Origin of the sequence: Burkholderia sp. Ax-1719, from assembly GCF_011753055.1 — a bacterium.
GTDB lineage: Bacteria > Pseudomonadota > Gammaproteobacteria > Burkholderiales > Burkholderiaceae > Paraburkholderia.
Genome location: NZ_VWWJ01000002.1, coordinates 446,973 through 473,916 on the forward strand (window position 1 = coordinate 446,973; position 26,944 = coordinate 473,916).

Below are 26,944 nucleotides of genomic sequence, written 5' to 3' on the forward strand. Positions count from 1 at the left end.
AGAACGTCCATGAACGCCGAGGTCCTGCACGGTTCGTGTCACTGTGGCGCTGTGCGCTTCGAAGTCCGCACCGCGCTTACGCCCGCTTCGCGCTGCAACTGCAGCCTGTGCCGCCGCAAGGGCGCGCTGATGTCGCCGCCGTTTGCGGCCGCCGAACTCACCATCACGCGCGGCGAAGAAGACCTCACGCTCTACCAGTTCAACACCCGCGTAGCGAAGCACTATTTCTGCAAGCACTGCGGTATTTATCCGTTTCATCAGACGCGAAAGGATCCCAAACTTTGGCGTGTGAATCTGGGCTGTCTGGAGGGCGTGGACGTCTACGCGCTGGAAGCAGGTTTGAACGATGGCGCGAGTCTTTCGGTGGTTTCCGTGGTGGAGGACGCATGAAGCGGCTCTTTGCGATGCTCGCGCTGCTGGCAGGCGGTCTCGCCAACGAAGCGGTGCATCCGCTCGTCTGCACGATGGCCCCGGCCACGCGGCGCGAAACCCTCGAACCGGACGACGATCCGGCGGCCAACCCGAACGAGCGCCGACGCCGCCGCCTTACGCGTCGTCCGGCACAGCGCGGAGTATGATCGGCGCATGGAAAAAATCGACCACATCCTGATCGTCGACGACGATCGCGGCATCCGCGAACTGATTGCGGATTACCTCGAAAAGAACGGCATTCGCGTGTCGCTAGCCGCCAATGGCCGCGAGATGCGTCAGGCGCTCGAAAATGGCGCGCCGGACCTCATCGTGCTCGACCTGATGATGCCTGGCGAAGACGGTCTCGTGCTGTGCCGCGACCTGCGCGCGAGCCGCTTCCGCGCGGTGCCGGTGCTCATGCTCACGGCGCGCAGCGAGGAAACCGACCGCATCGTCGGCCTTGAAATGGGCGCCGACGACTATCTGTCCAAGCCGTTCGCCGTGCGCGAACTGCTCGCGCGCATCCGTTCGGTGCTGCGCCGCACGCGCATGCTGCCGCCTGGCATGCAGGTGACGGAAACCGCGCCGATGCTAGGCTTCGGCGAATGGCGGCTGGACACCACGGCACGCCATCTGCTCGACGAGGAAGGCACGCTGGTGGCGCTCTCCGGAGCGGAATATCGCCTGCTGCGCGTGTTTCTCGACAATCCGCAGCGCGTGCTCACGCGCGACCAGTTGCTCAACCTCACGCAAGGGCGTCAGGCCGATGCGTTCGACCGCTCCATCGATCTGCTCGTGAGCCGTCTGCGCCAGCGCCTGCGCGATGGTGCGCGCGAACCGCGCTACATCAAGACGCTGCGCAACGAGGGCTATGTGTTTTCGGCGACAGTGAGCGCGATTGAGGGGACGCCATGAGCGCCGCCACGCATGCTGCGCCAGCGGCCGCCCTGGGCGAAAACCCGGCGCGCCATCTGCTGCACTGGCCGCGCACGCTGTTCGCGCGGCTCGCGCTGATTCTCTGCGTGGGTCTCGCGCTCGCGCAGACGCTTTCGGTCTGGCTCACGCTCACCGAGCGCGACGAAACCACGGCCAACATGATGATGGATTACGTCGAGCGCGAGGTGGCCAGCTCCGTGGCGCTGCTCGACAATCTGCCGCCCGCCGAACGCGCCGCCTGGCTGCCGAAGCTCGCGCGACGCAGCTATATGTTCGTGCTGGGCGAGGGCGTGCAAGGCGTTGCGCCCGACGCGCAACTGTCGATGCGCTACGAATCGGCGATCTCGAAGGGCATCGGCAAGCACTACGCCATGACGGCCAATGCGATCCCCGGCAACGGCGAGAATTTTCAGGTGCATCTACGTCTGAGCGACGGCACGCCGCTCACCATCGACGTGCGCCCTCAGCATGCGCTGCCGCTCTCGCGCTGGCTGCCGCTGGTGCTGGCGGTGCAACTGATCGTGCTGGCGGTGTGCTGCTATCTGGCGGTGCGCGTGGCGACGCGGCCGCTGAATGCGCTCGCCAAGGCCGCCGATACGCTCGGCCCCGATCTCAAGGCTGAGCATCTGGACGAAAACGGGCCGTCGGAAGTCGCTCGCGCGGCGCGTGCATTCAATGCGATGCAGGCGCGTATCTCCGGCTACATGGCCGAGCGCATGCAGATACTCGCGTCCATCTCGCACGACCTGCAGACGCCGATCACGCGCATGCGTCTGCGTGTCGACGTGATGGACGACGACACCCAGGCCACGCGTCTGCGCCAGGATCTGCAGGAGATGGAGCAGCTAGTCAAGGAAGGCGTCGCCTATGCACGCACGCTGCACGGCGCGGCGGAAGTGCCAGTGCGGCTCGATCTGGATTCGATGCTCGACAGCATCGTGTGCGACTACATCGATGCCGGCAGCGACGTGCGTTACGACACCCGCGCGCCGCTGGCGGTGGTGACGCGCGCCCAGGCGCTCAAGCGCATCGTCGGCAATTTCGTGGATAACGCGCTGAAGTTCGCGGGTGCGGCGGAAATTGCGCTGGTCGAAGGTCCCGGCGACGGCCAGGTCACGATTTCGGTGATGGATCGTGGGCCGGGCATTCCGGAGGAGTCGCTGGAGAAAGTGTTCGAGCCGTTCTACCGGCTCGAAACGTCGCGCAATCGCGGCACGGGCGGCACTGGCCTGGGCCTGGCGATCGCAAGGCAACTGGCGGTGGCGATGGGCGCGCAGCTCTCGCTGCATAACCGCACCGGCGGCGGGCTGGAAGCGCGTCTCGTGCTCAAACGCGCATGACCGGCAGCATGGGCCGCTTTATGCTGGCGACGTGACGCAAGCCCAGATCAGCCCATCCCGTTCACACGCCGGATAGACCGTGGCGTCGTTCGCGCTCATGCAGCGCGGCGACGCCACGGTCAGCATGCGTACCTGCTGGCCGTTCACGTCGAAACGCCAGCCATGCGAGGGACAGGTGAGCAGGCCGCCGTTCACGCTGCCGCCCGACAGCGGATCGCCGCGATGCGGGCAGCGATCGTCCCAGACGTGCACGCCGCCTTCGCCGTCGCGCCAGACCACCAGCCTTGCGGCCCCGAGCGTCACCGCGCGCGCCGTGCAGTCGGCCACCTCGTCGCTCGCGCAGAGCGCCGACCAGTCCATCGCGTCTTCTTCAAACTGCCGCGCAGCGCTCGCACCCCGTCCCGAAAGTGGCATACGTGTCGATCCATCCAGAAAGCATCAAAAAACCTATCTTACGACATCGACCGCCGATTCGGCATTCACGCCGAGGCGGCGTTACAACGGTATGCGTACCGCCGGGTCGGCGAGCAGTCTGCCGAGTGTGCGCATCGCGGCCTCGATGGGCTCGCTCCACGGGTGGCCGAAGTTCAGACGGATGCAGTTGCGAAAGCCATGTTCCGGCGAAAAGATCGGCCCCGGCGCGAGACTCACGCCGCTCGCAATGGCGAGGCGATGCAAGGCCATCGCGTCGATGGCCTCGGGCAATTCGAGCCACACGAAATAGCCGCCGCGTGGCCGCGCGTAGCGCACGCCGCGCGGCAACCAGCGGCGGATCGCGCGCTCCATGTCGCCCAGTTGCGCCAGCAGCGCCGCGCGCACTTTACGCAGATGGCGGTCGTAGCTGCCGTGTTGCAGATAATCGGCCATGCCTGCCTGCACCGGAATGCTCGCGGAAAGCGTGGACATGAGCTTGAGCCGCTGCACCTTCTGCGCATAGCGGCCGGCAGCCGTCCAGCCGATGCGATAGCCCGGCGCCAGCGTCTTCGAAAACGAACTGCAGTGCATCACGAGCCCTTGCGTATCGAACGCGAGCGCGGGCAGCGGGTAGTCAGATTCGAAATGCAGCTCGCCGTAGACGTCGTCTTCGATCAGCGGGATCTCGTGGCGTGCAAGCAATTCGACCAGCGTACGTTTTTTCTCGACGGAAAGCGTTGCGCCAGTGGGATTCTGGAAATTGGTCATGAACCAGCACGCGCGGATCGGATGGTTTTCCAGCGCGGCGGCGAGCGCATCGAGATCGAGGCCCGTGACAGGATCGACGCGAATCGGCACCGCGCGCAGATCGAGCCGTTCGATCGCCTGCAAAGCGGCGTAAAAACCGGGCGATTCCACCGCAACGCAGTCGCCGGGCCGCGTGACCGCCATCAGGCAGAGATTGAGCGCTTCGAGCGCGCCGTTGGTCACGACGATTTCGTCCATCGGCTGGGCGATGCCGATCCCCATGTAACGCAGCGCGATCTGCTGGCGCAGCGCCTCGTTGCCGGGCGGCAGATCGACCACCGTGCTCCACGGATTGAGGTTGCGCGAAGCAGTGGCAAGCGATTTCGCGAGCCGTTCGAGCGGGAAGAGTTGCGGCGAAGGAAACGCCGAGCCGAGCGGCACGATATCCGGTTCGCGCGCGGCATCGAGCACGGAAAACACCAGATCGCTGATATCGACCTTGCCTGCGGCGGCGAGCGGCGTGCGTTCGACTGCCATGACGCCCGCGCCCGGCGCGACGTAGTAGCCCGAGCGCTCCTGCGCGCGCACGAGCCCCCATTCTTCCAGCAGATAGTAGGCGCGCGTGGCGGTGGCCTGGCTTACGCCGTGTTGCGCGATCACATGGCGCAGGGAGGGCATGCGCGCACCCACCGGAATGCTGCCGGAGCGGATCTCTTCGGCCATGGTGTGCGCGAGGGTTTCGTAGCGATGCATGCGGCGCACGACGTAATAGCGATAAAGCCTGCATCCTACGATGACGCGTGCGAATCTGCTACGGAATCCTCATGTCCGGACGATGTCCGGATGCGTTAAACGTGCGATAAACCTGCGACATTTTGCGCGCTGCTGCGATGACGCTGCGCGCAACTGCTTCTATACGCTGCAATGGCTAACTTGAATAATGACATCCGTGCCTGATGCTACTTACATCCAATCTGTCGACATCGGGCATGCGGATAACTGCGCGAGTGCCCTGGGTCATCACCCCTTAAAACCCGCAGAGCTTGCGGCTAGTTTTTGCCTGAATTTTTCCGTTTGCGCGGCAAGCACTCAGCCCCAGCGTGTCGACGCGCTGGGGTTTTTTTACGTCTAAATTAATTACGAAGCCGAGAGCTTCACCGAAACGCCCGTGTTCGTATAAACCGGCGTGGCCTTGAAGCCATCCACGTTGATGGTCGTGAATTGCTTTGCGCCGCCGCTGCCGTCGATGAGGTCGAGCGTATCGCCGGCCTTGGGCGTGTAACCGTTGACGAATTTCACGTGCAGCGTGCCGCCTGCGATGGTGAGCTGCCCGCCCACGCGCAGACGTCCACCGCCATTGCCGTCGAGCGACAGTTCGAGCGTGGTGTTGGCGAGCTGCGTGAACTTGCCGTTGACCGTCACCGGCGTGGCGCTTGCGGCGACTGCGACGCCGCCATTGCCACCCACGTACACATCGCCGCTGCCGAACGCATTGGCCGAATCCGCTTCGAGCACGCCGCCGCTCACCTGCGAGCCGCCGCTAAAGGTGTTATTGCCCGCGAGCTTGAGCGTGCCGCTGCCTTGCAGCGTGAGCTTGCCCGTGCCGGAGATATCGTTGCGCCACGTGTCGGCCGCGTTGAAGCCGCCCTTGGTGGCGTCCATCGACACGCTCACGTTGCCGTTGAACACGCCGTAACCGTCGGCGGCGGCGAACATGTTCAGGCGGCCCCAGCCTTCCGCATCGTCCATCACGGGGTAGCCCGATGCGAGTTCGGTGGTCTTCAGCACCACGCGGCGTTGATCGGCGCTCAGATACGGAAAGCGCGTTTCAAGCAGCACTTCCGCGCCTTTAGGCACCACGGGCGGCGCTTCGGTCGATTCGATCTGCGAGAAGCCGAAGGTCATGCGGCGCGCGAATTCGCTCTTGTTGGTCGCGTAATTGGCGAAGCGGTCCGTCGTGCTGGTGCCCGAATGCGCGTAAGCCGCGAAGGTGGTCGCGCTCGTGCTGGTCAACTGCATGAGCGTGTTATGCGCCTGCGTGTAGGCGGCGCTCTTGAGCGTGGCGTTGGCCGGATCGTAGAGATTGGCCGCCGTGGCCGCAAGCGCGAACATGCGCCCGCCGATCACGTCGAGCGGCGAGTGCATGCCCGCAAGAATGCGGTTTTCGCCGAGTTCCAGACCGCGGCTGGCCATTTCCTGGAAGCGCTCAGGCACGAGGTAGGCCATCGTCATGGCGTCGCGCATCGCTTCGGCTTCGTGGCCGCTGATGAAGCCACCATCGGTCGCGGGAGCGGTGCTGATTGCAGGCACCAGCGTGGGATCGACCACGACGCTGGTGCTCCAGCGGAACGGCCGCGCGTACTTGTAGAAGCGCTTGGCCGGTTCCGTCGAGGCGTTATTGCCCATCGTGTTGAGCAGATCCACGACCTGCCCGAAGCTCGTATTGGTGCTGCTGCCCACACCGACGTTATTGCCCGAATCGTTGTAGAGCGTGGTGGTGGCGTCGCTGGGAATCGAGGTGATGCTGGTGGTCTGCTGCGCAGCCGCGCGCCAGACGCTGGTGAGCGGGCCCATGCCGTCAGTCACGCTGTAGCCTTTGCCGCGACGGTCGTCGTAATAGGCCGCATCGGCCTGCGCCTGGGTGCGGCTGGTCGTTGCGTTGACAACGTACTGCACGTTCGCGCCGAGCACGGTGCTGTTCAGAATCGCGCCGCCCGGCGTGCCGTCGTTGGGCAGGCCGGTCCACGTCGATTGCGTGACCGCCGGGAAGGAGCCGTTTGCAGTCGCAGAGACGCCCGCGTCGACGAGCAGCGTAAGCGGTTGCCAGAGGTCGAGAAAGCGCGCCACCACGCGCACGCCGGCGTTGGTGGCGAGCGTCGCGTAGCGCGCATCGCCGCGCTGGTTGGTGGCGATGTTGTCGACGAAAGCGGGGACGTCGGGAATGGGCGCTGCGTCGACGAAACCCGGATCGGCGGGCGGGGCCGGCGTGGCGGCAGTCGTCGAATTATTGTTATTGCCGCCACCGCAGGCGGCCAGCGCGGCAACGCTGGAAAGCACCGCGAGGCGCAGCGGAAAACGGGTGCGTGAAGCAGACATTCAAGGGGCTCCGTCGTCGTGAAAGCTCGCGAACGAGCGTTAGAAAATTGAATTCACGGCGGCGGATTATCGTTACAGGTAATTACTCCCCAATTACGAATTTATTACTCATATGTTAAAGCGCGTAAGTAATGGAGGCCTCATTTTGGTGCATCGGTTGATGCGCCGGACGCCTTTTTAACGCGCGAAGTCCCGTTGGATGCGGCTTGTGCCGCCACGCGCGGCGATACCATCTGCCGCCCGCGGTGGCGGATTTCCTTACTGAATTCAAGGCAGGTTTGCGTCATCAGATCGGTCGAGCGATAGACCATAAAGACGTCGTAATCTGGCAATTCGTCACGGATTGGCAGCGGCTTTAGCGCATCGGGATTGAGCGCCAGCGGGCCCACGCCGCCATAGAACACGAAATCGGACCACACGCTAATGAGATCCGTACGCGTGGCCAGTTGCAGGCCCAGCAGGTTCGAACTGCTTTGCACGACGTCGCGCGGCATTTCCAGTCGATGCAGTCGCATGAGGCTCGCAAGCGGGCTGCCGGGATCGTCGAGTGGATCGAGCGTGAGCCATTGCGCCTCGGCCAGCGAACGGATGCGGGTGACGCGGCCCAATGGATGACCGGGACGCGCGGCCACGACCATGCCCACGGAAAAGAGGGGTTCCCACTGGAACGCCCCGGCGCCCGGGCCGCTATTGGTCGATATGAGCGCGAGATCGAGATGGCCTTCACGCAGGCCTTCGAGTATTTGTTGCGGGCGCAACTCATAGGCGCGAATCGTCACGGACGGAAAGCGCGTGCGAAACGCCGCGATCGCTTCGGGCAGCGGGCCGCTTGAAGCGACGGCGGAAAAGCCGATATTCAATTGCGCTTCGGCGTGACCCCGCATTGATTCGATATCTTCCAGCGCGTGACGCAATTCATGCTCGACGACGCTCGCGCGCTTGACGAGCGCGCGACCGTAGTTCGTGAGGCTCACGCCACGCACGGAACGCGAGATCAGCGTCACGCCCAGTTCGCGTTCCAGTTCGGCGACGGCCTTGGAAAGCGCGGGCTGCGAGACATGCAGGCTGCGCGACGCCTCATGCATGCTGCCGTGCTGCGCGAGCGCGAGCAGCACGCGCAACTGGTGGAGTTTCATCGGATCGGGTCCTTGGGGCGGGGCTGGAGCGAGGGTAATTTTACCGGGCGATGTCTCCCTTTTCTTCCCTCCAAACAAACCCTGGTTTGCCCGCTCAGCGACTCGCGTTGCCGATTTGTGCTGCCGGTGCCAATTTTTGGCCTTCTACATTGCCCTCGAAGCGCGACATCGCGCTGACGCCTCGATCCGCCGGGTCTCGCGCGCGCATCCGTGCACGTCTGTTTGCTGCGGGCACGCGTTGGACTTCCACTCACGCTGAATACGATTCAAAACAACGATGAACTATAAATTGACCGGTCAGGCATTAGCAGTCCTTCTCATGGGTGTTTCGGCTGGCGCTTCGGCGCAAAGCAGCGTGACGCTCTATGGTACCGTGGATGCGGGCCTGATCTATTCGACCAACCAGCAGACGACCAACGCCGACGGCTCCGTGCACGGCGGCCACGCTGTACAGATGAGCGGCGGCAATCTGGTGCCTTCGCGCTGGGGTTTGATGGGCAGCGAAGACCTGGGCGGGGGCCTCAAGGCCAGTTTCGACCTTGAAAACCAGTTCCTCACCGGCACCGGCGCGATGCTGCAAAGCGGCTCGCTGTTCAATCGCCAGGCGTGGGTTGGGCTGGGCGATGCGCGCTACGGCACGCTCACAGCCGGGCGCCAGTACGATTCGTATTCGGATTTTCTCGGCGTCTACGCGTCCAGCAACAACTGGGCGACGCTGTACGGCTCGCATTTCGGCGACATCGACAACCTGAACGAGGCGTTCAACTTCAATAACGCGCTCAAATTCACCAGCGCGAATTTCGGCGGCTTTACCTTCGGCGGCACGTTTAGCTTTGGCGGACAGGCTGGAGATTTCTCGGCTAAACGCGGCTATGCGCTTGCTGCGGCCTACAATCAAGGGCCGTTTTCTCTTAGCGCCGGCTATCTTTCGCTGAACCAGCCGCTTGACGCGGCGCTGGGCGGATCGACCGGTTATATCGGCGATCTGACCTGCTCCAATACCGATGCGTCGTATTGCCAGTTGCAGAACGCATCGTCAATGAAAGCATGGGGCGCGGGCGGCTCCGTCGTCATCGACAAGGCAACGATCGCCGTGGTCTACACGCATACGCGCCTTGAAAACAGCCAGTATTTCGCCAGCGGTGCGCATCCGTCCGGCTCGGACGTCTCGTTCGATATCGCCGAACTCAACGCGGTTTATACCGTGACGCCTGCATGGACCGTTGGCGCGGCGTATATCTTCAACGATGCGAAGGTCAGCGGCGGCAGCTCCACGCGCTTCCATCAGATCAATCTCGGCACCAATTATTCGCTCTCGAAGCAGACGGCGCTGTATGCCGTGGCGATTGCGCAAAAGTCGTCGGGCGCAGGGCTGGGCATTGATACGCAAACGGGGGCGAGCACGAATTACGCGCAGATTCCCAATCTCGTGAATAGCAATTCCGATCGGCAACTGGCCATCATGGCCGGCATTCGCGTGAACTTTTAAGTGTCGCCGCTTCGATATTCGACAGCATGCACGCAATGACATCGATACCTCGGGCGGAGGTCAAGGACGGCGAAGCGCGTAGTCAGGAACTCGGCATCATGCACAGCATCACGGGCAGGATGAACGGGTTCCTCTACCGGCAGCTCAACGACGCGACCTATACGGTCGTCTACGCGACGCCGTCGATTGCCGCGCTAACCGGCTATCCAGCGACGGATTTCATTCACAACGCCGTTCGTACCTTGCCCTCGTTGACCGAACCGGACGACGAAGTCTACGTGCTCGACGTGGTGCGCAAGGCGCTGGCGAAGCGGGAGTCGTGGACGATCGACTATCGCATCCGACCTGCACGCGGCGATCCGATCTGGGTGCGCGAAGTGGGCGGTGGCGTGTATTCGGAGACGGGCGAGCTGCGTTTTCTGGAAGGGCTGGTGATCGAAGTGCAGGGCGAGCGCGCTGCGCAGCTGGCGGCGCAGCATCGTCTCACGGCGATGACGGCGGCTACCAATCCGATACTCGCGGACGTCGACGAAATCCTGCGCACCATTCGCACGCTGTCGATTCTTTCCTTCAACGCGCGCGTCGAAGCGGCGCGGGCGGGCGATGCAGGGCGTGGCTTTACCGTGGTCGCCTCGGAAATGAAACGGCTCGCCGACGATACCGACAAGCTCGCAAAACGCATCTCCGAACGCGTGAAAGTGGCGCGCCAGGTGCTCGCCGACCCCGTTCGCGGCTAGATCTGATCTGCTGCCGTGTTTTCCCTGGGCCCCCGACACCTTGCCAATCTGTGCTGACGCTCCCCGTTTTTGGGCACTTAAAGTCGTTCAAACCCTGATCGGAGAGCAAGTCGATGTACAGCATCAAACCTGGCGAAATCGTGCCGGAAATGGAAGAACTGGGCACCGTCGCGGACCTCGGCGCGACGATTCTGGAAGGCGAGGTCAAGGTGTTCGGCCTGCTGACGCATGGTTCGCCCACTTCGCCGGTGAGCGCCGGCTGGTTCGGTTGCACGCAGGGCCGCTTCGACATGGTCTATCCGTTCACGGAGCAGGCGACGGTGGTAAGCGGCGAAGTCACGCTGCGCAATGGTCTGACCGGCGAGGCCGTGCGCTATCGCGCGGGCGATAGCTGGTTCGTGCAAAAAGGCACGCCGGTAACGTGGGAGATTCACACCGACCGCTTCGTCAAACATTACTTCGCGGTGGCCTGAAAGCCGCCAATAGTTGCACGGGAGCACGCGCTGCGCGCTCCGCTCGATTAACGCCTCACGCTTGACGGTGCAATGCGCCAGCAGGAACTACGATGCACACAGATGAAACCGCGACGTACTACACGGCGACGAAGAAATACGAATTGAGCTTTCCGTCGCTCGAAAACGATATTCAGGCCGAAGTGGTCATTATCGGCGGAGGTTTTTCGGGCATTCATACTGCGCTGGAACTCGCCGAGCGGGGCGTGACGGATACGGTCGTGCTGGAGGCGCGCTATCTGGGCTTTGGCGGCACGGGCCGCAATGGCGGCCAGGTGATGGCCGGCATTGGCCACGATCTGGATGCGATCAAGGCCGACGTGGGCGAAGACGGCTTGCGCACGATTTTTGCGCTCAGCGATCTTGGCCCGCAGATCATGCGCGAGCGCATCGAGCGCTACAACATCGACGCCGATTTTTGCAGTGGTTACGGTTATCTGGCCTACAACGCGCGCCAGGCTAAAACGCTGCGCAGCTGGGAAAAAGATTTCAAATCGCTGGGCAGCCCGCACGAGATTCGATATGTCGAAGGCGCGGACGTCAAACAGCTGATCGGTTCCGACGTGTATCACGCGGGCCTGCTGCATATGGGCGGCGGCCACGTGCATTCGCTGAATCTGCTGCTGGGTGAAGCCAAAGCCGTTTCGGAAATCTACGGCGTGCGCATCTTTGAATATAGCCCGGCGCTGCAGATCGAATACGGCGATACGGTGCATGTGCGCACGGCCAAGGGCAGCGTGCGCGCGAAAAAGATCGTCTGGGCTTGCGATGGTTTCAATAACGGCATCGAGCCGGAATTGCACAAAAGCACGATCAATGTGTACGCGTATAACTCGATGACCGAACCGCTGAGCGATGAACTCATCAAGCGCATCAGCCCGATTCACGGCGCGTACAGCGATATTCGTCCGGTTATCAACTATTACCGCGTGACGAATGAAAACCGCTTGCTGTTCGGTTCGTCCACGTCGCTTGTCGAGCATATTCCGGCTGATCTGAAGGCGTGGAACCGCAAGTTGATGCTCGAAGTCTTCCCGTATCTGCAGGACGTGAAAATCGATCTCGCGTGGGGCGGCCCGATGGCCTCGACGCTCAATCTGTTTCCGCAGATCGGGACGTTGCCGGATCGACCGAACGCGTATTTCGTGCAGGGTTATTCGGGCTTTGGCGTCACGCCCAGCCAGATCATTTGCAAGATCCTCTCTGAAGGCATTCTGGGCGGCTCGGATCGTTATCGCCTCGTGAGTTCGATTCCGCGCGCCAGCATTCGCGGCAAGGATCAGTATCGCGCGTTACTCGTCACGCTCGGCAAGGTCATGCACCAGACCTCGGGCTACTGGCACGGCCGTCGCTGATCGCCAGCTTTTCAATTCATTGACACGGAGTATCAAAACGTGAGTCTTACCGCAATCCAGCAAGGCATCCAGCTTTCCGATCTCGAAGCATGGGGCAAACTCAGCGACCTCGGCGCGCAAATTCTTGAAGGCGGCGATATTGGCGCCTTCGGCAAGATGACGCACGGCGCACCGACCGATGCCGTATCGGCGGCTTATTTCGGCACGAATCAGGGCAAATTCCGCCTGGTCTATCCGTTTTCGGAACAGGCAACCGTAGTGCAAGGCGAAGTGCGCCTGACCGACGAGTCGAGCGGCGAAACACGCACCTTCAAGGCAGGCGATTCGTGGTTCGTGACCAAGGGTACGTCGACGGTGTGGGAAGTGCTCTCGGATGGCTTCGTGAAGCATTACCTTGCTTTTGCCTGAAGCGAATACTCAAGGAATGACGGCGTAGCGCGGGAGAGCGGGATGGAGTTCAGGGTTCGGGCGTTGTCCGATGTGCATGATCACTCGCTGGCGGTGAACGGCTGGGAGCAGGTCTATAGCCAGCTTACGCCGGGCCGCTTCGAAAGCGTCATCATGCAAGCGCAGGCGACCGACTTCCTGTTCTTTCGCGAATCGACCAATCGCAGCGTGGCGCAATCCGGTATTGCGCCACGCGGTTTTGCGTCGATTGCCTTGCCGTTGCAGCGACCTGTTTCGGGCACGTTTCAAGGCTGCAGGCTGGATGGTTACGCGCTGTGGCTGCTCGGTCCCGGCGAGGACTTTCGTTTTTATACGCCTGAAACGATGTATTACCTCGGCGCGAGTATTCCCGCCGACGAAATGCGCGCGCTAGCGGCTTGCGTGCTGGGCGACCGGGCTGCCACGTTGCTGGATCGCAATCTGCTTCCTGTCGATTCGGAAGAGGGCGAACGCGTGGGCGCGGAGTTGTCACGTTTTCTTGATGCGTTCCGGCAGCAGCCCGAGGCGTTTGATAACCCCGTCGCGAGCAAGCGCTTTCGCGATGAAATTCTCAGTATGTTGCTGGAGCTTTTTAATCCCGAGTACGCGCAAAAGCGCGACGTCACGCATGCGACTTACGCCGAAATCGTCTCTCGTAGCGAACGCATTCTGCAACAGCGCGCCGATGAACCGCAGACGGTACTCGATCTGTGCGTCGCGCTGCGTTGCAGCCGACGTACGTTGCAGACCAGCTTTCAGCGTGTCGCCAATGTCTCGCCGATCGAATATTTGCGATCTGTGCGTTTGAACGGGGTGCGCCGTTTATTGCGTTCGACCGGGCAAGATGAATTGATGGTGGGTGATGCCGCCGCGCAATGGGGATTTACGCATCCGAGCTATTTTGCGCGTGAGTATCGCGGGTTGTTTGGGGAATTGCCTTCGCAGACTTTGCGGAAGGGGTGAGTGAGCTTGCGTGCCAAACGCTGTGCTCACCCACCCACCGCCCTAAAAACCTGATTCTTCTGCAACGTCTGCTCATCGAGCGTATCGGCGTTGTCTTGACCTTCCCGCGCCGCGCTGGTTTCTTCCAGCGCAGGCCCGGTGTAACGCCCGCGCGGGCGAATCACCTTACCCACCCGCAATTGCTCGATGCAGTGCGCCAGCAAGCCCACGCTGCGCGCCGTCGCGAACAACGCGAACGCAGCGTCGCGCGGCAGATTCAATTGTGCGGCAAGCACAGCCAGCGCAACGTCGATAGTCGGCTTCAAACCCGTGAGTTTCACCACCTTGGCGATAAACGCGCCAAGCTCGCCGGGCGGCTGCAAGCCATCCAGTAGCGCCTCGGCGCGCGGATCGCCATCCGGGTAAAGATCATGTCCAAATCCCGGAATGGGAATGGCCGACTGCAGATGATGCGTGACCACCTGATCTGCGCCCAGGCGATTCACATCGTCGAACACCGCGCGCACGCGTCCGGATGCGTCGCCGTGCAGCGGCCCTGAAAACGTCGCCAGACCCGTGAGCAGGCAGCCCGGCAACGAAGCGCCCGTGGAGGCTGTGATACGCGCCGCAAAGGCCGAACTGGTGATTTCGTGATCGGCGACCAGCACCATGGCTTTGCGGATTAACTCCGCGCCGTCAGTTGTCTGTCCCCAACCGCGTGCAAGCCGTTCGTGTAGCGGTATGGCCGCGCCTTCGTTGAGCGCGCCGAATGCCCGCGCGACCGTTGCGACCAGTTGACCGGCTTCCACATGCAAGGCCGCATCCGTGCGCCCGAGCGTGGAATGGCCGTTCGCTGCGAGCGCCGCCAGTGACGTGAAGGCGCATTGCCTGCCGCGAGTTTCATAGGGCTGCGCAGGATCGTTGGCTTCAAAGGGAAAAACGACAGGCTCGCGGGCATTCCACAGCAGCGTGGCGACGTCTTCCAGCGTGGCATGTTGCGCAAGCCGGATGGTGTCGCGCCCGCGATAGTAGGGCCGCCCCTTCGCGAACGTCGTGATACCGCTATAAATGCAGGGCTCCGCGCCGAATATCGTGCCCGCTGCGAGCGCCTCGCGCTTGCGTCCCACCTGTTTCTTGCGGCACAGCCGCGCAACATCGTCTGCACGATAGAGGCTTTTTCGCGGATCGTTCGGGTCGGGCATCACCGCGATATTGCCGCGGCTCGCGTACGCATAAACCGTTTGTGCCTGAACGCCGAGTTGCCGGGTGGCTTCCGTGAGGGTAATCCAGTTTCGCATAGGAGGGCGCGCGTGCTTGCTAAGCTCGATAAGGGCTGGGCCGGAAACGGCGCAGCCCGCACTCATCTTGACGGCTTTTCAGCGAAAAGTCATCTCTGCGGGGGGCGTCAGACATGCGCACGCTTCACAGTTCGATGCGCGACAGCTTGCCTAACAGTACCGAATACGCCAGCGTGCCGACAAGGCAAATCGCGCCCATCAAATTCAATGCCCAGTAGAAGTGGCCCGTGTGCTGCGTGATATAGCCGATCATGAGCGGCGTGGTGACGCCCGCGATATTGGCCGCGAGACTGGTGATACTGCTGGTCAAACCCACATACTGGCGCGGTGCGATTTCTGCCACGGCCGCCCACGACATCGAACCCACGCCTTGTGCAAAGAACGCAATGGTGAGGATCGCAATCACCAGTTCGTTCGATTCGACAAAATTGACGAGTACGATTGACGCGCCGAGCAAGGTGCCGATAATGAGCGGGGTTTTGCGCGCAGTGGACACCGACACGCCACGCCGAATGAAAAAGTCCGAGAGAAAGCCTGCGCTGAGAATACCCAGTGTCGCGCCCAGAAACGGCATCGCCTGGAATATGCCGACCTTGATCATCGACATGTGACGCGCCTCGATCAGATACGTCATGAACCACGTCGTAAAGAAAACCAGCAGGGTGTTATTGCAGAACTTGCCCAGACAGATTGCCAGAATCTGGCGGTAGCCAAGCAGTTTTAGGGCCATGCGCCAGTTAAATTTGTCGCGCGGTTTGCGGGCGGCAGGCGGCACGCCTTCATTGATGTGCTGCAATTCCGCAGCATTCACGGCGCGATGTTTAAAGGGATCGCGATAGGTGCGATACCACAGCACGCTAAAGAGCATGCCAAAGCCGCCGGTTACGAAGAACACCGAGCGCCAGCCATACACCGACGAAATCCACAGCAGTAAGCCCGTGAAAAGCGGCGTGCCGATATATTGGCCCATCACATACACACTGGTTGCGAAGCCGCGCTCCTGAACCGGAAACCACAACGTTACGGCACGCGTATTGGAAGGAAAAGCGGGTGTTTCGAGCGCGCCCATCGCCAGGCGCGAGCCCAGCAGCATGTGATAGCCGTTTGCAAAACCCTGAGTGAGCGTGGCGAATGACCAGCCCACGAGTGATAGCGCATATGCAATGCGCGAACCCAATACGTCGGTCAACACGCCGCCGGGCACAAGTGCAATCGAATAGGCCAGTCCGAACGCCGCGAACAGTTCGCCCATCTGCATCTTGTTGAGGCCGAGATCCTTCGACAGACCAGGCGCAACAATGCCGAGCGCGGATCGATCGACGTAATTGAGAATGGTCGCGACGAGCAGCATCGAGAGCACAAAATAGCGGACTTTCGTGCGTTTCGCGCTGTGCGCGTAGGCCGGAGTGCCCGCCGGCAACGGTTGTTCCTCTGCGTATTTCATCGGTGTCTCCATGTCCAGGGCGGCTTTTTGTTATGTAGTCCGCTTGAATTGACGAACTATCCGCGGCCGACAAACGGCATGGTGGTCGCCATGATGGTCATATTGAGGATGTTGGCGTCGAGCGGCAGCATGGCCATATGCACGACCGCGTTGGCGACATGCTCTACGTCCATGCGTGCCTCGGGCGCGGTGCGGCCGTCCGCTTGCAGGACGCCTTGATTCATACGTTCGGTCAGCGGCGTGGCGGCATTGCCGATGTCGATCTGTCCGCACGCGATATTGAATGCGCGGCCGTCCAGCGCGATCGAGCGCGTGATGCCCGAGATCGCGTGTTTGGTGGCCGAGTAAGCGATGGTATTGGGCCGCGGCGAATGCGCGGAAATCGAACCGTTATTGATGATCCTGCCGCCCTGCGGCGTTTGCGCTTTCATCAGTCGATATGCGGCGCGCGCACACAGAAAGACGCCTGTGAGATTGGTCGCCACGACGTCGTTCCAGAGATCGACCGTGTAGTCTTCCAGCGGCACAGCGCCCGCGTTGCGGCCCGCATTGTTGAACAGCACATCGACGCGTCCGAAGGATCGGGCGATCTGCGCGAATGCCGCGTCGACGGAATCCGCATCGGTCACGTCGGCGGTAAATGGCTGTGCTTCGCCGCCGATCAGGCCAATGGCTTCCTTCGTTTCCAGCAGGGGTTCGGTTCTGCGCCCGAGCAGCGCAAGCGCGAATCCGGCTTTGGCAAGCGCGATGGCCGCGCTGCGGCCGATGCCGGACCCCGCGCCCGTGACTACGGCAATTGGCTTCGATGCAGGCATTTCCCGTCCTCTCGTCGATTCGGTTGAACACGGAAAAAGAATTGCACTCGCGCAATCTGGCAAGCAATCTTGATTGGTTGAATCAACATCAGAGGGCTTTACAGCCGGGACGCCCATCAGGGATTGTCCTGATGCGTCGATTTGAGGTGAGGCGCGCGGAACGCGCCATCAGGCACCAGGGCGAATACCAATCCAGCTCATTTTTTTAAGGGCCGAAACGAGTGCGAAGAATAAGTTGATTGATTGAATCAAGATTGACGCACCAGCGTGCGCGTTCGTAGTCTCTCGACGTCTCTCGACCAAAGGAACGCACCATGCCGGACACTCATCGCACCAGGCTGCTCATCGCACGCAAGGTTCCCGCCGCCGTCGCCCAAAGAGCGGAAAGTGAATTTCATGCCTACGTGACCGACTCCGATATGGACTCGTGGTCAGTCGTCGACTTTTGTACGAAGCATGCCTTGCCGGCTGTGCTGGTCGGCAAGAAGTCGGGACTTCAGGCCGAGCACATCGCTGCGTTGCCGGCCTCAGTGAAGATCATCGCGAATGCGAGTGCGGGCGTCGATCATATGGACGTGAAGGCGGCGCGCGAACGCGGCATTGTCGTCACGAACGCGCCTGATGCGCTGACCGAATGCACCGCGGATTTCACCCTGTTGCTCGTGCTGGCGGCGTGCCGTCGCGCCTCGGAATACGAGCGCATCATGCGCGCCGGTTGGGGCAAATCGTTCGGCATGACCGATATGCTCGGCACGCGCGTGAATGGCAAGACACTCGGGATCGTGGGATTCGGCCGCATCGGTCGCGCAGTGGCGCGACGTGCGCAGGGATTCGGGATGCGGGTGATTTACACGGATATCCAGCGCGCCGCGCCCGCTCTGGAAAACGGCGCCACGTACTACGAAAGTCTCGAAGCGATGCTGCCGCACAGCCAGGTGCTGACGCTGCACGTGCCGGGTGGCGGTGTGCCGATCATGACCCGCAAAGAATTCGGACTGCTACCGAAGGGCGCTGTGTTTGTGAACGCCGCGCGCGGTGGATTAGTGGATGAAGAGGCACTTTATGCCGCGCTGACTTCAGGTCAACTCTTTAGCGCCGGTCTGGACGTCTATCGTAACGAGCCAAACGTGGATGCCCGTTTTGCAGGTCTCGACAATGTGTTTCTCTCGCCGCACATGGCGAGCGCCACAATCGAAACGCGCGATCAGATGGGTTTTACCGCGCTGGATAACATCGCTGCCGTCCTCGACGGCGGGAGCGCTTTAAATCCGGTTTAAAAGCCGATCAAGCGCCCGGTGCCGGATCTTTCCGAACCGGGCGCTTAAACAGAGATTCAGGCAACCTTGAACACGCTGACAGCCTCGCGCAGCGCATCGGTCTGCTCGGTCAAGGACATCGCTGCCGCCGCCGCTTCTTCCACCAGCGCCGCGTTCTGCTGCGATACCTGATCCATCTGCGAAACCGCGAGATTGACCTGCTCGATGCCGTCGCGCTGTTCTTCGGAGGCGTGGGCGATTTCGGTCATGATGGTCGTCACGCGGCCAATCGATTCGCCGATTTCGTTCATCGTGGTGCCCGCCGAGCGCACATATTGCGCGCCCGACGCGACGTGTTCGACCGACTCGCCGATCAAGGTCTTGATGTCCTTCGCCGCTGCTGCGGAGCGCTGCGCAAGCGAGCGCACTTCGCCCGCGACCACCGCGAAGCCGCGTCCTTCCTCGCCCGCACGCGCGGCCTCGACCGCCGCATTGAGCGCGAGGATATTGGTCTGGAACGCGATGCCTTCAATGATGCCCGTGATTTCCGCGATCTTTTGCGAACTGCGGTCGATACGGTCCATCGTCTGCACGGCATCGCCCACCACCAGCGCGCCGCGCTCGACCACTTCCTGCGCGCTGCCCGCGAGCGATTGCGCGGTGCGCGCGTGTTCGGTGTTCTGCTTCACGGTCGCGGTCAGTTGCTCCATGCTGGCGGCGGTCTGCTGGATCGAAGCGGCCTGTTCCTCGGTGCGTTGCGAGAGATCGTCGTTGCCAGCGGCGATCTGGCGCGTCGCGGATGCAATCGATTCCGAGCTATGCGAGACCTTGCGCACCGTGCGTGCAAGCTCTTCCTGCATGGTCTGCAAACCGGCCACGAGGCGGCCCATTTCGTCCTGCGAGCGCACATCCAGGCGCGCAGTCAGATCGCCCGCGGCGATGCGCTGCAAGGCGCCCAGCACGTTCGCGAGCGGCGCGGCGATGGCGCGATGCAGCCCAACCGAGCAGACCAGCGCGACGCCAAGGCCCAGCACGATCAACGCGATACTGCCTGCGCGCAATGCTGCGTAGAAGTCCGTCGCGCCGTCGAAGGTCTGCTGGCCGTGCGCCTTCTGCCATTGTTCCAGCGCCGTCGACGCCTTCGTGAGCGCGACCGACAAGGGCGGAATCTGCTTCATCGCAATGTCGTCCTGCGCTGTGCGGTCGCCTTGCTTGATGGCGGCCATGAGCGGTTGAATGCCTTGTTCTAGCATCGCGCCCAGGGCAGTCTGAACCTGATCGGCGAGCGCCTGCTCATCGGCGTCGTGCGGCAGGGCGCGATAGCTTTCCCACGCCTTGTGCGAGGTGTCGAGGTAGGTTTGCGCCTTGTCGAGCAGTTGCGGCACGTCGGGCGAATCCGGGTGCAGCAGGATGCGATCGAGCGTCGTGCGCGCGATGGTCAGATTGAGATTCGATTTGCCGATATCGATGGCGGCGGCAAGCTGGTTCGAATAGGCATAGCCGAGCGCCGCATTCGAATGCGACATGCCGACCAGACCGGCAACGCCGGACGCCACGATCAGCGCGGCCAGTACGCCGACTGCAATACGCAGGCGAGCGGAAATAGAGAGTCGGGCAAACACGACGTTAGCTCCAGGCACCCTTATGGGGCGATATTTCGAATATTGGGGATGGGTGGTCTTGGCGGGCGCGCGTACTGCGGCTGTGCGCGCCCAACTGGTTAACGGCGAGGGGGCGGGGAACTGAAGCGGCGAGGGCGGGAGCGAGCCGCTTACTGATTGATCAGACGTTTGCGTAGCGTTAATCCGGCTGGCAAAGCTGGAACACATTGCCCTCCGGATCGCACCCATCGCACATCTGATAGGGTAAGCCATCGTAGCGCTTGATCTCGCGCATCTGGACGCCGGCATCGATCAGCCTGGTACGCAGCGCGGCAAGCGCCTGCGTCACCTGGAAAACGATCTTCGCATTGGAACCAGAACCGCCCGCTGCGCCTGCATGCCGACGATACGGTTCACCCACGCGATGCAACGCAATCTCCACCGCTCCCGCCTGCAATACCGCCCATTCGCCTGCGACTTCTTCGATGATAGGCAGTCCAAAGTGATCGTGATAAAACGCCTGGAGACGATCGACATCGTGAACATAGAGGATCAGGCGGGTCATCGAAATCGGCATGGCATCTCCGTATCAGCGTCGAAGGTTTCTGGTCAACGCTGATCATAAACGCTCCCGGCCGTATTATTCCGGTCACCAAAACAAAACGCCCTGCCGGTGAACCGGAAGGGCGTTTGAAACGGCTGCCGCGTTAATGCTACTCAGCCGATTGCCGGCTCCGAGAAACGCTCGATCCAGAGCGCGAGGCGGTCGGCGGCGAAACTGTCTGCGCGCGTGCCTGCGCGGCAGACAATGGCATCGCCTTCACGCACGAACTGCAGCGCGCCGCCCGCTTCTTCGAGCCACAGCAGACCGGCCAGCCAGGCCGCGTGTTCTGCCGAGACCGCCTGACCCACAGGCCGGGTGAGGAATTCGCTCAGCGTGGCGGGCGTGGTCCAGATCAGCGCATCGCCGCCGCCGCGCACATTGGCGCCCAGGACTTCCGTGAATACCGGCAGGGCATCGGCGGCACCACGCCCGGCATTCTTCGTGCGCAACTCCGCCAGACGCGTGCTGACGGCGTGGCCAAAACTGCCGCTGCATTCGCTTTCCGCACGCACCAGATCAGCGTAGTCCATGCGATGCCAGTCGGGCTCGACATTGCGCGTGCCCGCCAGTTGCGCGCCGGCCAGCCAGGTTTCCACCGGCTGGAAGCGGCCCGGACCGATCAGGCTCGCGCACAGCGTATGCACGATGCCGATGCGGGTGGCCACCGTCTGCGTCTGCAGCACGCCCAGCTTTTCGCGCACCAACTGGTCGCGTTCCTTGCGCAGCCCCGACAGTTCCAGCGCCTGCTTCATCTCCATACGCAGTGCCGCGATGTCCCACGGCTTCTTGATGTAGCGATGGATCTGGCCTTGGTTGACGGCTTCGACCGTCTGGTCAAGCTCGGAATACGCGGTCGTCAAAATGCGGACGATGTGCGGATAACGCTCGCGCGCATAACGCAGCAGCTCGTTGCCGTATTCGCCCGGCATGCGCTGGTCGGACACCAGCACGGCCAGACTGCTGGCGTGGGCGTCCAGCAGCGCTTTGCCGTCTTCTACGGACGCGCCCGTAATGACCGGTGCGATCGCGCCAATGGCGCGCTCGAAATATTTGACCGCGGTGGCTTCGTCATCAACGAACAAAATCGCCGGGGGCGGTGTCTGGTTGGCAATTGCATTGCTCATTGGTAACTCCTGTACTTTCGATCCTTGAATTTTTGGGAATGTCTGCGTCGCGGTCGTGTCGGCGGCGGAGCGTGTGTAATCAGTGCAATCTGCAGGCGCGGCATCAGTCCGGTCGCAATCCCGAAGCCGTTGCCGCTGCTGCCAGCACTTCGCGCACCTTGCTCACGCCTAGCGGTTTCTCGAGAATCCGGAACACCTCGCCGGAATTGCCCGCTTCCAGCAGCGCATCCTTGTCCGCATAGGCGGTTACGAGGATGCGCACGATATGCGGATACTCCTGCGCGACCTGCCGCAACAGATCCCCGCCGTGCCGGCCCGGCATGCGGAAGTCGGTCAGCAGGATCGCGACCCGCGCGCCTTCGCTGCGCAGGATCGAGATGGCCTCGTCCGCGCTGGCGGCGAGCAGCACTTCGTAGTCGCTGCCAGCCGAACGCGCAAAATACTTGCGGGCTAACTCTTCGTCGTCGACATAAACGACGGTGTACTGCGCCTGCGGGTTCTCGCTCATCTCGACCTCACTCGGCACGCGGCAGATCGAAGTTGAATGCGGTCCACTCGCCCAACTGGCTTTCTGCAAAGAGTGTGCCGCCGTGCTGCTCCACCACCGCATAGCTGATGGACAGACCAAGGCCCAGGCCCTGGCCGACTTCGCGCGTCGTGAAGAACGGTTCGAACACCCGCGCGAGATTTTCCGGGGCGATCCCCGGGCCGTTGTCGCGCACATTGACGTGCAGACGGCCGTCCTGCCAGTGCGCCTTGACATGGACCTGCGGTGAAGCGGTGCCGGCTTTTTGCATCGCCAGCGCGGCATTCGAGAACAGATTGATGAGCACGCCGACAATGGCGGCTTCGTCGCCCAGCACGAGCGTATCGGCGGGCAATTCGCGCGTGAGCTTTACGCCGCGCAATTCGTGCGCGTCCAGCCGGATCGACGAATCGAGCGCCTTTTCGAACAGGAAGGGCACGTCCTCGCTAGTCGCGCCGGGCTTGCGATAGGCGAAAGTCTTCAGGTCGGACACGATGTGCTGGATGCGCTGCATGCCCTGTTTGGCATCGGTCAGACACTCCTGCAGCGACTCGCTGTCCTTGACCTGCGGTTCTTCCATGGCGATCTCGATCGCCATCAGGCAGAAGTTCACGGGGTTGTTGACCTCGTGGAGCAGCCCCGCGGACAGCGTACCGATTGCCGCCATCTTTTCCTGTTGCAGCAATTGCCCCTTGATCTGCGCAAGGCTTTCATTGGAGCGCGCGAGCTGTTCGTTCTTGTGCGCGATCTCGTCCTTGAGCCGGAAAAGCTGAAAACGGCCTTTCTCATTGAAGAAGGTGTAGACGGAACTGGCCAGCGCGCAGAAGAAGATCAGAATGAGCTGGAACTGGAATTTGGCCGGGTCGTTGATGCCGCCGGGATGCGCCGTGCAGGCGAGGTAGTAGAACGCCACGGTGACCACGCCGAACGCCAGTGTCTGCCAGTAGCCGGAGGCGAACAGAATCCCGACCGCGAAGATTGTCAGCGTGAGCCCGGCATAGAACAGCGACTGCTCGCCCTGCGTGGCGTAAATCATCCACGAAATCATGGCCTGCGGCAGCAGCAGCCAGGAAAAGGTGATGACCTGCACGTGGCGCTTGCCCGCTTCCGTATAGAGCGAGAGCAGGGCCAGCGCGATGGCGAGACTGGTCAGCCCGCGCAGCAGGGCAAAGCCTTTTTGCTCGGCCGGATAGACGACGTAATCCATCGCCGCGCCCATCAGCACCAGCACGATCACGGTGAGACCGCCTGCCTTGCTGCACAGCAGCCGGTAGTCGCGCAGCTCTTCGCGATAGGTCGACTGCAGCCCAACCAGGGATGTTGTCATTTCAGCCCACTTGTTGCTGGCCGATCGTTACCTCGGCGAACACGTTCACCCCGGTCACGTCCGTGTACAGACGCGGCTCGCCGCAGTTTTCCGGCATGATCGACGCCATCTGCGCCTCGTTGCGATAGATCAGATACCACTCCAGCACGTGTTCCATGCTGAAGCGCTCGGGGTTATCGGCGTGAACGTTGGTGACCAGCAGACGACCGCCGCGACGGGTGCGGCTGGCGAAATACTGGTTCAGGCGCGCGCAGACCTTGTCGGACAGATAGTCGAACAGGCCCGCGCAATAGACCGCGTCGAACTCGCGCGCATCTGGCGAATCCTCGTCCATGCGGCGCTTGAGCAGATGGTGCACAGAATCGTGCGTGTAGCTGATGGCCATGCGCTTGGACGTTTCCTGCGCGATGGAGCCAAGGCGTGCACGGGTCCAGTCCAGCGTTTCCTGGCTGAAGTCGAGCAGTTCGAACGACAGCCATTCCGGCTCGTCGTATTCGTGCATGAAGCGCTGGATTTCCTGCGCGGGGCCGCAGCCTATGTTCAGCACGCGGAACGGCCGGCGCGCGGCGCGCGCGTCGTTGGCGACGCGCGTGAGATAGTCCACCAGCAGATCGATGCGGTTGCGGTGCGCACGCGCCACGGCCGTTTGCAGGAAGGCCGCGTTGACGATCTGGAAATACGTGCTCGGGCCCTGGCGCGGGTCGTCGAGCATCTGGTTGACCATCTGGTAGTCGCCGGCATAGCCCAGCGGCTTGGTGAAGGTGCGGAACACGAAAGGCGAGCGTAGCAGCAGCGGATGAAGCGCCGCCTGGGCAAACGCGCGATGCGCCGGCGCAAGCTCTTCTTCAACCCTGCGCGCTTCGCCTTCGAAGTCGTCGAAGAAAACCTTCGTGCGCTCCATCAGCGGCGTGGCCAGTTCGAGGAAGAAGTCTTCGCGCAGGCTCTTGCCGTCTTTGGGCAGCGTGTTGGCGAGGTCGGCCTGCTCGACCCAGCGCGACATGTCGGTCAGAAAGGCGCGGATCTGATTGACCGCGATCTGATAGTCAGGACGGATCTGGAAACGCTCGGCCCATTCGCTCACAAAGCGGCGGGCTTCTTCGCCCACGGTGGGCGCTTCCAGCGCGTCGCCGCTCAGTTCGAGCCATTCGTCGATCAGCGTCACCGACACGATGGCGGTCAGGCCGGTATTCACCATGCTGATGACGACGGCCTTGCCCGAATAGGCGTGTTCCACGCCCATCTTGACCGTCAGTTCGCTCAACACCTCGCTGACCTGGACAATCGAGTACGGGTTATAGACCTCCATCACCAGCGACTTGCGCTGCAGATTGATGATCGTGCCCCGCACCTGCTCGCCCTGGGAGTTACGGAAGCTCACTACCGGATCGATTTGCGTTCTGGAATACACAGTATTGCGGCCAGGTAAGTACTGACGAGAATGCCAGGAGTTGAGTGCGACGTCCCGCCGACGTTTTCGGCGTCGGCTCTTTTTATGCAATACCCGGGCGGCAGGTCGACCGGCTTGGCGTCGATCGTTTCCCCCTGAATCCAGGCGATGAAGCGTCGCTATCGATATTTCGTTTCGAACCGCAACGGCAGCACAAACGTGATGTTTGCCTTGACCGTGTCACATCGCGATAACGTCTATGCGTATTGCATTGCGATCTTGATGTGGCGCGCTAGTCTTCTGGTCCGGAAGGCCGAATTCGAAACGATACGAATGTTTGCGATTGCAGCATTCTACTGAAAAATGATGACTATCGTGTCTCGACAATTTCATCGTCGATTTCACGGTCAGTTTCGTCGACGAGGCCAGCAGCGCATCGGGCTCTGAAGCGACTCGCAGACGCGCGACGAAGGGCGCCAAATACTACAAGGGCTCCCCCGTCGAGTGCAAGCGCAATTGGGCGCCTGGCGGCGCAATGCTGTGTTACTGCTGGGACGGCTGACTTGCGGGTCCAGTTGTGGTCGAGGGACTGCCCGCTTGCCCAGCAAGGTTATTGCTGCCGGGTAAGTTCTGGAAGAAGTCCAGCGCATGCTGGCGCGTGGCCATCGAACCGAGCGTGGCCGCCGGGTCGAGTCCCGCACGACGCGCCGTGCCGCTCACGAGACTCTTCTGCAGATCGTTGAGCGGGCGCGCGAGACTGGTTGCGATAAAGCCGGTGGAGGGTGGCGCGCTGATGGCGGGCAGATCGGTGCGCGGCGTCGTGAGGGTGAGCAGCGGTGCAAGCGTGGGCGCGGCGGCAATGCGCTTGCTTGTGAGCATGTCGGCGGGTGCGATGGCCAGCCAGTCGCGCAAGGTCGCGAGTATCGACGTGTGGTCGTAAGGCGTTGCGATGGGCGAACGGAACACGGTGCCTGCTGCGATCCAGGGCGAAACGACCACGGCCGGCACGCGCACGCCAAAGCTGTCGAACGCGAAGTTCTGGTCGCCTGGATTGCTGGCGGCATCGGGCGTGACGGCGTTGGCGGGTGGCAATACATGGTCATAAGTGCCGCCGTGTTCGTCGTAGGTGATGACGAGCAGCGTCTCGGGCCACGCGGGCGATGTGCTCAGCGCCTGCCAGATATCGAAGAGAAAACTCTCGCCCGCATAGACATCATGCGGCGGATGCTGATCGTTGGGATTGAGCAGAAAGCGTGGCTCGATAAACGAATACTGCGGCAAGGTGTTGTTCTGGCAATCCGAAACAAAGGCGCTGAAGCGCTGGAAGTTTGGCTTATATTTCGCATTCCATAACGTTGGGAACATCGTGAGCGTGAGTGAAGGCGCGATGAGCGCGTCGCTATACACGGCCCAGCTCGCGCCCACTTCGCTGAGCACGTTGAAGATGGTGGGCACCTGCCAGTCGAACGGATCGGGCGGCGTGCCGTTGTCCACATGACCATTCGAAGTGCCGGCATGAACGAAGGCGCGGTTCGGCCAGGTCTGGCTTGGCACGGAGGCAAACCACGCATCGGATACGGCATATTCGCGCGCGAGCGTGGAGAGCACACTCAACTGCTGGGGACTGTGACACTGCATGACCTGGCTCGCGTCCGTTGTCGCGGTCATTTCGTAGTCGACCACGAAACCGGACATGGGCGTCGCGCCTGCCGTGTTGCCGAGCAACTGAATGCGCACGTTTGCGAACGTTTCTTCCGGGTCGGGATCGGGGAGCGTGGCTGAGGAAGCGGGCATGCTCGCGGGGATGGTCGCGCCTGATTTCGACGGATTGCTCAGGCCCGGCGTGAGGCCATCGAAGGCTTGCCCCGCACTCGATGCGGGCAGAAAGTTCACGGGGCCAGCGCCGTTTGCGCCGTTGGGATAGAGGCCGCCGAGCATGGTATCGAACGAGCGGTTCTCGAACATCACGACGACGACGTGTTTGATGCTCTGCAGGGACATGGTGCTCTCCGTTGCCGGGT

At 62.0% G+C, this 26,944-nt stretch carries 24 protein-coding genes and 1 pseudogene; 11 read left to right on the forward strand and 14 right to left on the reverse strand.

The genetic code is table 11. The features are described 5' to 3' along the window. Positions 1-9: 9 nt before the first annotated feature. The 4 genes from F3J17_RS07030 to F3J17_RS07045 are packed head-to-tail and all read left to right on the forward strand — an operon-like array spanning position 10 to position 2,687. Positions 10-390 (forward strand): GFA family protein, encoded by a 381-nt coding sequence (locus tag F3J17_RS07030; protein ID WP_167055228.1) that lies wholly within the window; start codon positions 10-12, stop codon positions 388-390. Then, complete coding sequence (locus tag F3J17_RS07035; protein WP_167054550.1) at positions 387-578, forward strand: hypothetical protein; 192 nt, start codon at positions 387-389, stop codon at positions 576-578. Before F3J17_RS07030 ends, F3J17_RS07035 begins: the two co-directional genes overlap by 4 nt. 7 nt (positions 579-585) lie before the next feature. Then, entirely contained in the window at positions 586-1,326 is a 741-nt protein-coding gene (locus tag F3J17_RS07040) for a response regulator (RefSeq protein ID WP_167055230.1), read from the forward strand. Beyond that, positions 1,323-2,687: a HAMP domain-containing sensor histidine kinase gene (locus F3J17_RS07045; RefSeq protein WP_167055232.1), complete on the forward strand. Its 1,365-nt coding sequence runs from the start codon at positions 1,323-1,325 to the stop codon at positions 2,685-2,687. The genes F3J17_RS07040 and F3J17_RS07045 overlap by 4 nt, the downstream gene beginning before the upstream one ends. 18 nt (positions 2,688-2,705) lie before the next feature. Here the strand turns inward: F3J17_RS07045 and F3J17_RS07050 are convergent, their stop codons facing one another. The 4 genes from F3J17_RS07050 to F3J17_RS07065 form a co-directional block, all read right to left on the reverse strand. Beyond that, positions 2,706-3,101, reverse strand: coding sequence for a Rieske 2Fe-2S domain-containing protein (locus F3J17_RS07050; RefSeq protein WP_205194666.1), 396 nt, complete (start codon positions 3,099-3,101; stop codon positions 2,706-2,708). A gap of 81 nt (positions 3,102-3,182) precedes the next feature. After that, on the reverse strand, positions 3,183-4,601 hold the full coding sequence (locus F3J17_RS07055; protein WP_167055234.1) for a PLP-dependent aminotransferase family protein: 1,419 nt from the start codon (positions 4,599-4,601) through the stop codon (positions 3,183-3,185). Between the two features lie 384 nt (positions 4,602-4,985). Further along, on the reverse strand, positions 4,986-6,944 hold the full coding sequence (locus F3J17_RS07060) for a phosphatase PAP2 family protein (protein ID WP_167055236.1): 1,959 nt from the start codon (positions 6,942-6,944) through the stop codon (positions 4,986-4,988). Positions 6,945-7,084: 140 nt separating this feature from the next. Next, positions 7,085-8,080 (reverse strand): LysR substrate-binding domain-containing protein, encoded by a 996-nt coding sequence (locus F3J17_RS07065; RefSeq protein ID WP_167055239.1) that lies wholly within the window; start codon positions 8,078-8,080, stop codon positions 7,085-7,087. 277 nt (positions 8,081-8,357) lie between these two features. Between F3J17_RS07065 and F3J17_RS07070 the strand changes: the two genes are divergently transcribed. From F3J17_RS07070 to F3J17_RS07095, 6 genes are all read left to right on the forward strand, one after another. Beyond that, complete coding sequence (locus F3J17_RS07070; protein ID WP_167055242.1) at positions 8,358-9,569, forward strand: porin; 1,212 nt, start codon at positions 8,358-8,360, stop codon at positions 9,567-9,569. Positions 9,570-9,604: 35 nt separating this feature from the next. Then, a complete protein-coding gene (locus F3J17_RS07075; protein WP_167055245.1) occupies positions 9,605-10,306 on the forward strand; it encodes a methyl-accepting chemotaxis protein in 702 nt (233 codons plus the stop codon). Between the two features lie 113 nt (positions 10,307-10,419). Beyond that, positions 10,420-10,779, forward strand: a complete 360-nt coding sequence (locus F3J17_RS07080) for a cupin domain-containing protein (protein WP_167055248.1) — start codon at positions 10,420-10,422, stop codon at positions 10,777-10,779. A gap of 92 nt (positions 10,780-10,871) precedes the next feature. Beyond that, entirely contained in the window at positions 10,872-12,173 is a 1,302-nt protein-coding gene (locus tag F3J17_RS07085) for an FAD-binding oxidoreductase (RefSeq protein WP_167055251.1), read from the forward strand. Between the two features lie 39 nt (positions 12,174-12,212). Beyond that, positions 12,213-12,581: a cupin domain-containing protein gene (locus F3J17_RS07090; protein ID WP_167055254.1), complete on the forward strand. Its 369-nt coding sequence runs from the start codon at positions 12,213-12,215 to the stop codon at positions 12,579-12,581. 42 nt (positions 12,582-12,623) lie between these two features. Further along, entirely contained in the window at positions 12,624-13,562 is a 939-nt protein-coding gene (locus F3J17_RS07095) for a helix-turn-helix domain-containing protein (protein WP_167055257.1), read from the forward strand. Between the two features lie 26 nt (positions 13,563-13,588). Here the strand turns inward: F3J17_RS07095 and F3J17_RS07100 are convergent, their stop codons facing one another. The 3 genes from F3J17_RS07100 to F3J17_RS07110 form a co-directional block, all read right to left on the reverse strand. Then, positions 13,589-14,839 (reverse strand): citrate synthase, encoded by a 1,251-nt coding sequence (locus F3J17_RS07100; RefSeq protein WP_167055259.1) that lies wholly within the window; start codon positions 14,837-14,839, stop codon positions 13,589-13,591. Between the two features lie 124 nt (positions 14,840-14,963). Next, entirely contained in the window at positions 14,964-16,283 is a 1,320-nt protein-coding gene (locus F3J17_RS07105; RefSeq protein WP_167055262.1) for an MFS transporter, read from the reverse strand. A 56-nt stretch (positions 16,284-16,339) separates the two neighbouring features. Beyond that, positions 16,340-17,098, reverse strand: a complete 759-nt coding sequence (locus tag F3J17_RS07110; protein WP_167055265.1) for an SDR family oxidoreductase — start codon at positions 17,096-17,098, stop codon at positions 16,340-16,342. 314 nt (positions 17,099-17,412) lie between these two features. Between F3J17_RS07110 and F3J17_RS07115 the strand changes: the two genes are divergently transcribed. After that, on the forward strand, positions 17,413-18,375 hold the full coding sequence (locus F3J17_RS07115; RefSeq protein WP_167055268.1) for a D-glycerate dehydrogenase: 963 nt from the start codon (positions 17,413-17,415) through the stop codon (positions 18,373-18,375). A gap of 56 nt (positions 18,376-18,431) precedes the next feature. Here F3J17_RS07115 and F3J17_RS07120 read toward each other — a convergent pair whose 3' ends face one another. The 7 genes and pseudogenes from F3J17_RS07120 to F3J17_RS07150 form a co-directional block, all read right to left on the reverse strand. Further along, entirely contained in the window at positions 18,432-19,976 is a 1,545-nt protein-coding gene (locus F3J17_RS07120) for a methyl-accepting chemotaxis protein (RefSeq protein ID WP_345891146.1), read from the reverse strand. Positions 19,977-20,154: 178 nt separating this feature from the next. Continuing rightward, complete coding sequence (locus tag F3J17_RS07125; RefSeq protein ID WP_167055275.1) at positions 20,155-20,532, reverse strand: VOC family protein; 378 nt, start codon at positions 20,530-20,532, stop codon at positions 20,155-20,157. 140 nt (positions 20,533-20,672) lie between these two features. After that, positions 20,673-21,683: a response regulator gene (locus F3J17_RS07130; protein WP_167055278.1), complete on the reverse strand. Its 1,011-nt coding sequence runs from the start codon at positions 21,681-21,683 to the stop codon at positions 20,673-20,675. A 103-nt stretch (positions 21,684-21,786) separates the two neighbouring features. After that, positions 21,787-22,191, reverse strand: coding sequence for a response regulator (locus F3J17_RS07135; RefSeq protein WP_167055281.1), 405 nt, complete (start codon positions 22,189-22,191; stop codon positions 21,787-21,789). Between the two features lie 7 nt (positions 22,192-22,198). Beyond that, positions 22,199-23,536, reverse strand: a complete 1,338-nt coding sequence (locus tag F3J17_RS07140; RefSeq protein ID WP_167055284.1) for an ATP-binding protein — start codon at positions 23,534-23,536, stop codon at positions 22,199-22,201. A gap of 1 nt (position 23,537) precedes the next feature. Continuing rightward, complete coding sequence (locus F3J17_RS07145) at positions 23,538-24,944, reverse strand: class I SAM-dependent methyltransferase (RefSeq protein ID WP_167055287.1); 1,407 nt, start codon at positions 24,942-24,944, stop codon at positions 23,538-23,540. A 609-nt stretch (positions 24,945-25,553) separates the two neighbouring features. Continuing rightward, positions 25,554-26,924 (reverse strand): annotated as a pseudogene (locus F3J17_RS07150) (alkaline phosphatase family protein); the annotation flags it as partial. Between the last annotated feature and the right edge of the window lie 20 nt (positions 26,925-26,944).

Bases quoted from the DNA above. Each gene is read 5' to 3' on its own strand.
- F3J17_RS07030 (WP_167055228.1), top strand. From the start codon at position 10: ATGAACGCCGAGGTCCTGCACGGTTCGTGTCACTGTGGCGCTGTGCGC.
- F3J17_RS07035 (WP_167054550.1), top strand. From the start codon at position 387: ATGAAGCGGCTCTTTGCGATGCTCGCGCTGCTGGCAGGCGGTCTCGCC.
- F3J17_RS07040 (WP_167055230.1), top strand. From the start codon at position 586: ATGGAAAAAATCGACCACATCCTGATCGTCGACGACGATCGCGGCATC.
- F3J17_RS07045 (WP_167055232.1), top strand. From the start codon at position 1,323: ATGAGCGCCGCCACGCATGCTGCGCCAGCGGCCGCCCTGGGCGAAAAC.
- F3J17_RS07050 (WP_205194666.1), bottom strand. From the start codon at position 3,101: ATGCCACTTTCGGGACGGGGTGCGAGCGCTGCGCGGCAGTTTGAAGAA.
- F3J17_RS07055 (WP_167055234.1), bottom strand. From the start codon at position 4,601: ATGCATCGCTACGAAACCCTCGCGCACACCATGGCCGAAGAGATCCGC.
- F3J17_RS07060 (WP_167055236.1), bottom strand. From the start codon at position 6,944: ATGTCTGCTTCACGCACCCGTTTTCCGCTGCGCCTCGCGGTGCTTTCC.
- F3J17_RS07065 (WP_167055239.1), bottom strand. From the start codon at position 8,080: ATGAAACTCCACCAGTTGCGCGTGCTGCTCGCGCTCGCGCAGCACGGC.
- F3J17_RS07070 (WP_167055242.1), top strand. From the start codon at position 8,358: ATGAACTATAAATTGACCGGTCAGGCATTAGCAGTCCTTCTCATGGGT.
- F3J17_RS07075 (WP_167055245.1), top strand. From the start codon at position 9,605: ATGACATCGATACCTCGGGCGGAGGTCAAGGACGGCGAAGCGCGTAGT.
- F3J17_RS07080 (WP_167055248.1), top strand. From the start codon at position 10,420: ATGTACAGCATCAAACCTGGCGAAATCGTGCCGGAAATGGAAGAACTG.
- F3J17_RS07085 (WP_167055251.1), top strand. From the start codon at position 10,872: ATGCACACAGATGAAACCGCGACGTACTACACGGCGACGAAGAAATAC.
- F3J17_RS07095 (WP_167055257.1), top strand. From the start codon at position 12,624: ATGGAGTTCAGGGTTCGGGCGTTGTCCGATGTGCATGATCACTCGCTG.
- F3J17_RS07100 (WP_167055259.1), bottom strand. From the start codon at position 14,839: ATGCGAAACTGGATTACCCTCACGGAAGCCACCCGGCAACTCGGCGTT.
- F3J17_RS07105 (WP_167055262.1), bottom strand. From the start codon at position 16,283: ATGAAATACGCAGAGGAACAACCGTTGCCGGCGGGCACTCCGGCCTAC.
- F3J17_RS07110 (WP_167055265.1), bottom strand. From the start codon at position 17,098: ATGCCTGCATCGAAGCCAATTGCCGTAGTCACGGGCGCGGGGTCCGGC.
- F3J17_RS07115 (WP_167055268.1), top strand. From the start codon at position 17,413: ATGCCGGACACTCATCGCACCAGGCTGCTCATCGCACGCAAGGTTCCC.
- F3J17_RS07125 (WP_167055275.1), bottom strand. From the start codon at position 20,532: ATGCCGATTTCGATGACCCGCCTGATCCTCTATGTTCACGATGTCGAT.
- F3J17_RS07130 (WP_167055278.1), bottom strand. From the start codon at position 21,683: ATGAGCAATGCAATTGCCAACCAGACACCGCCCCCGGCGATTTTGTTC.
- F3J17_RS07135 (WP_167055281.1), bottom strand. From the start codon at position 22,191: ATGAGCGAGAACCCGCAGGCGCAGTACACCGTCGTTTATGTCGACGAC.
- F3J17_RS07140 (WP_167055284.1), bottom strand. From the start codon at position 23,536: ATGACAACATCCCTGGTTGGGCTGCAGTCGACCTATCGCGAAGAGCTG.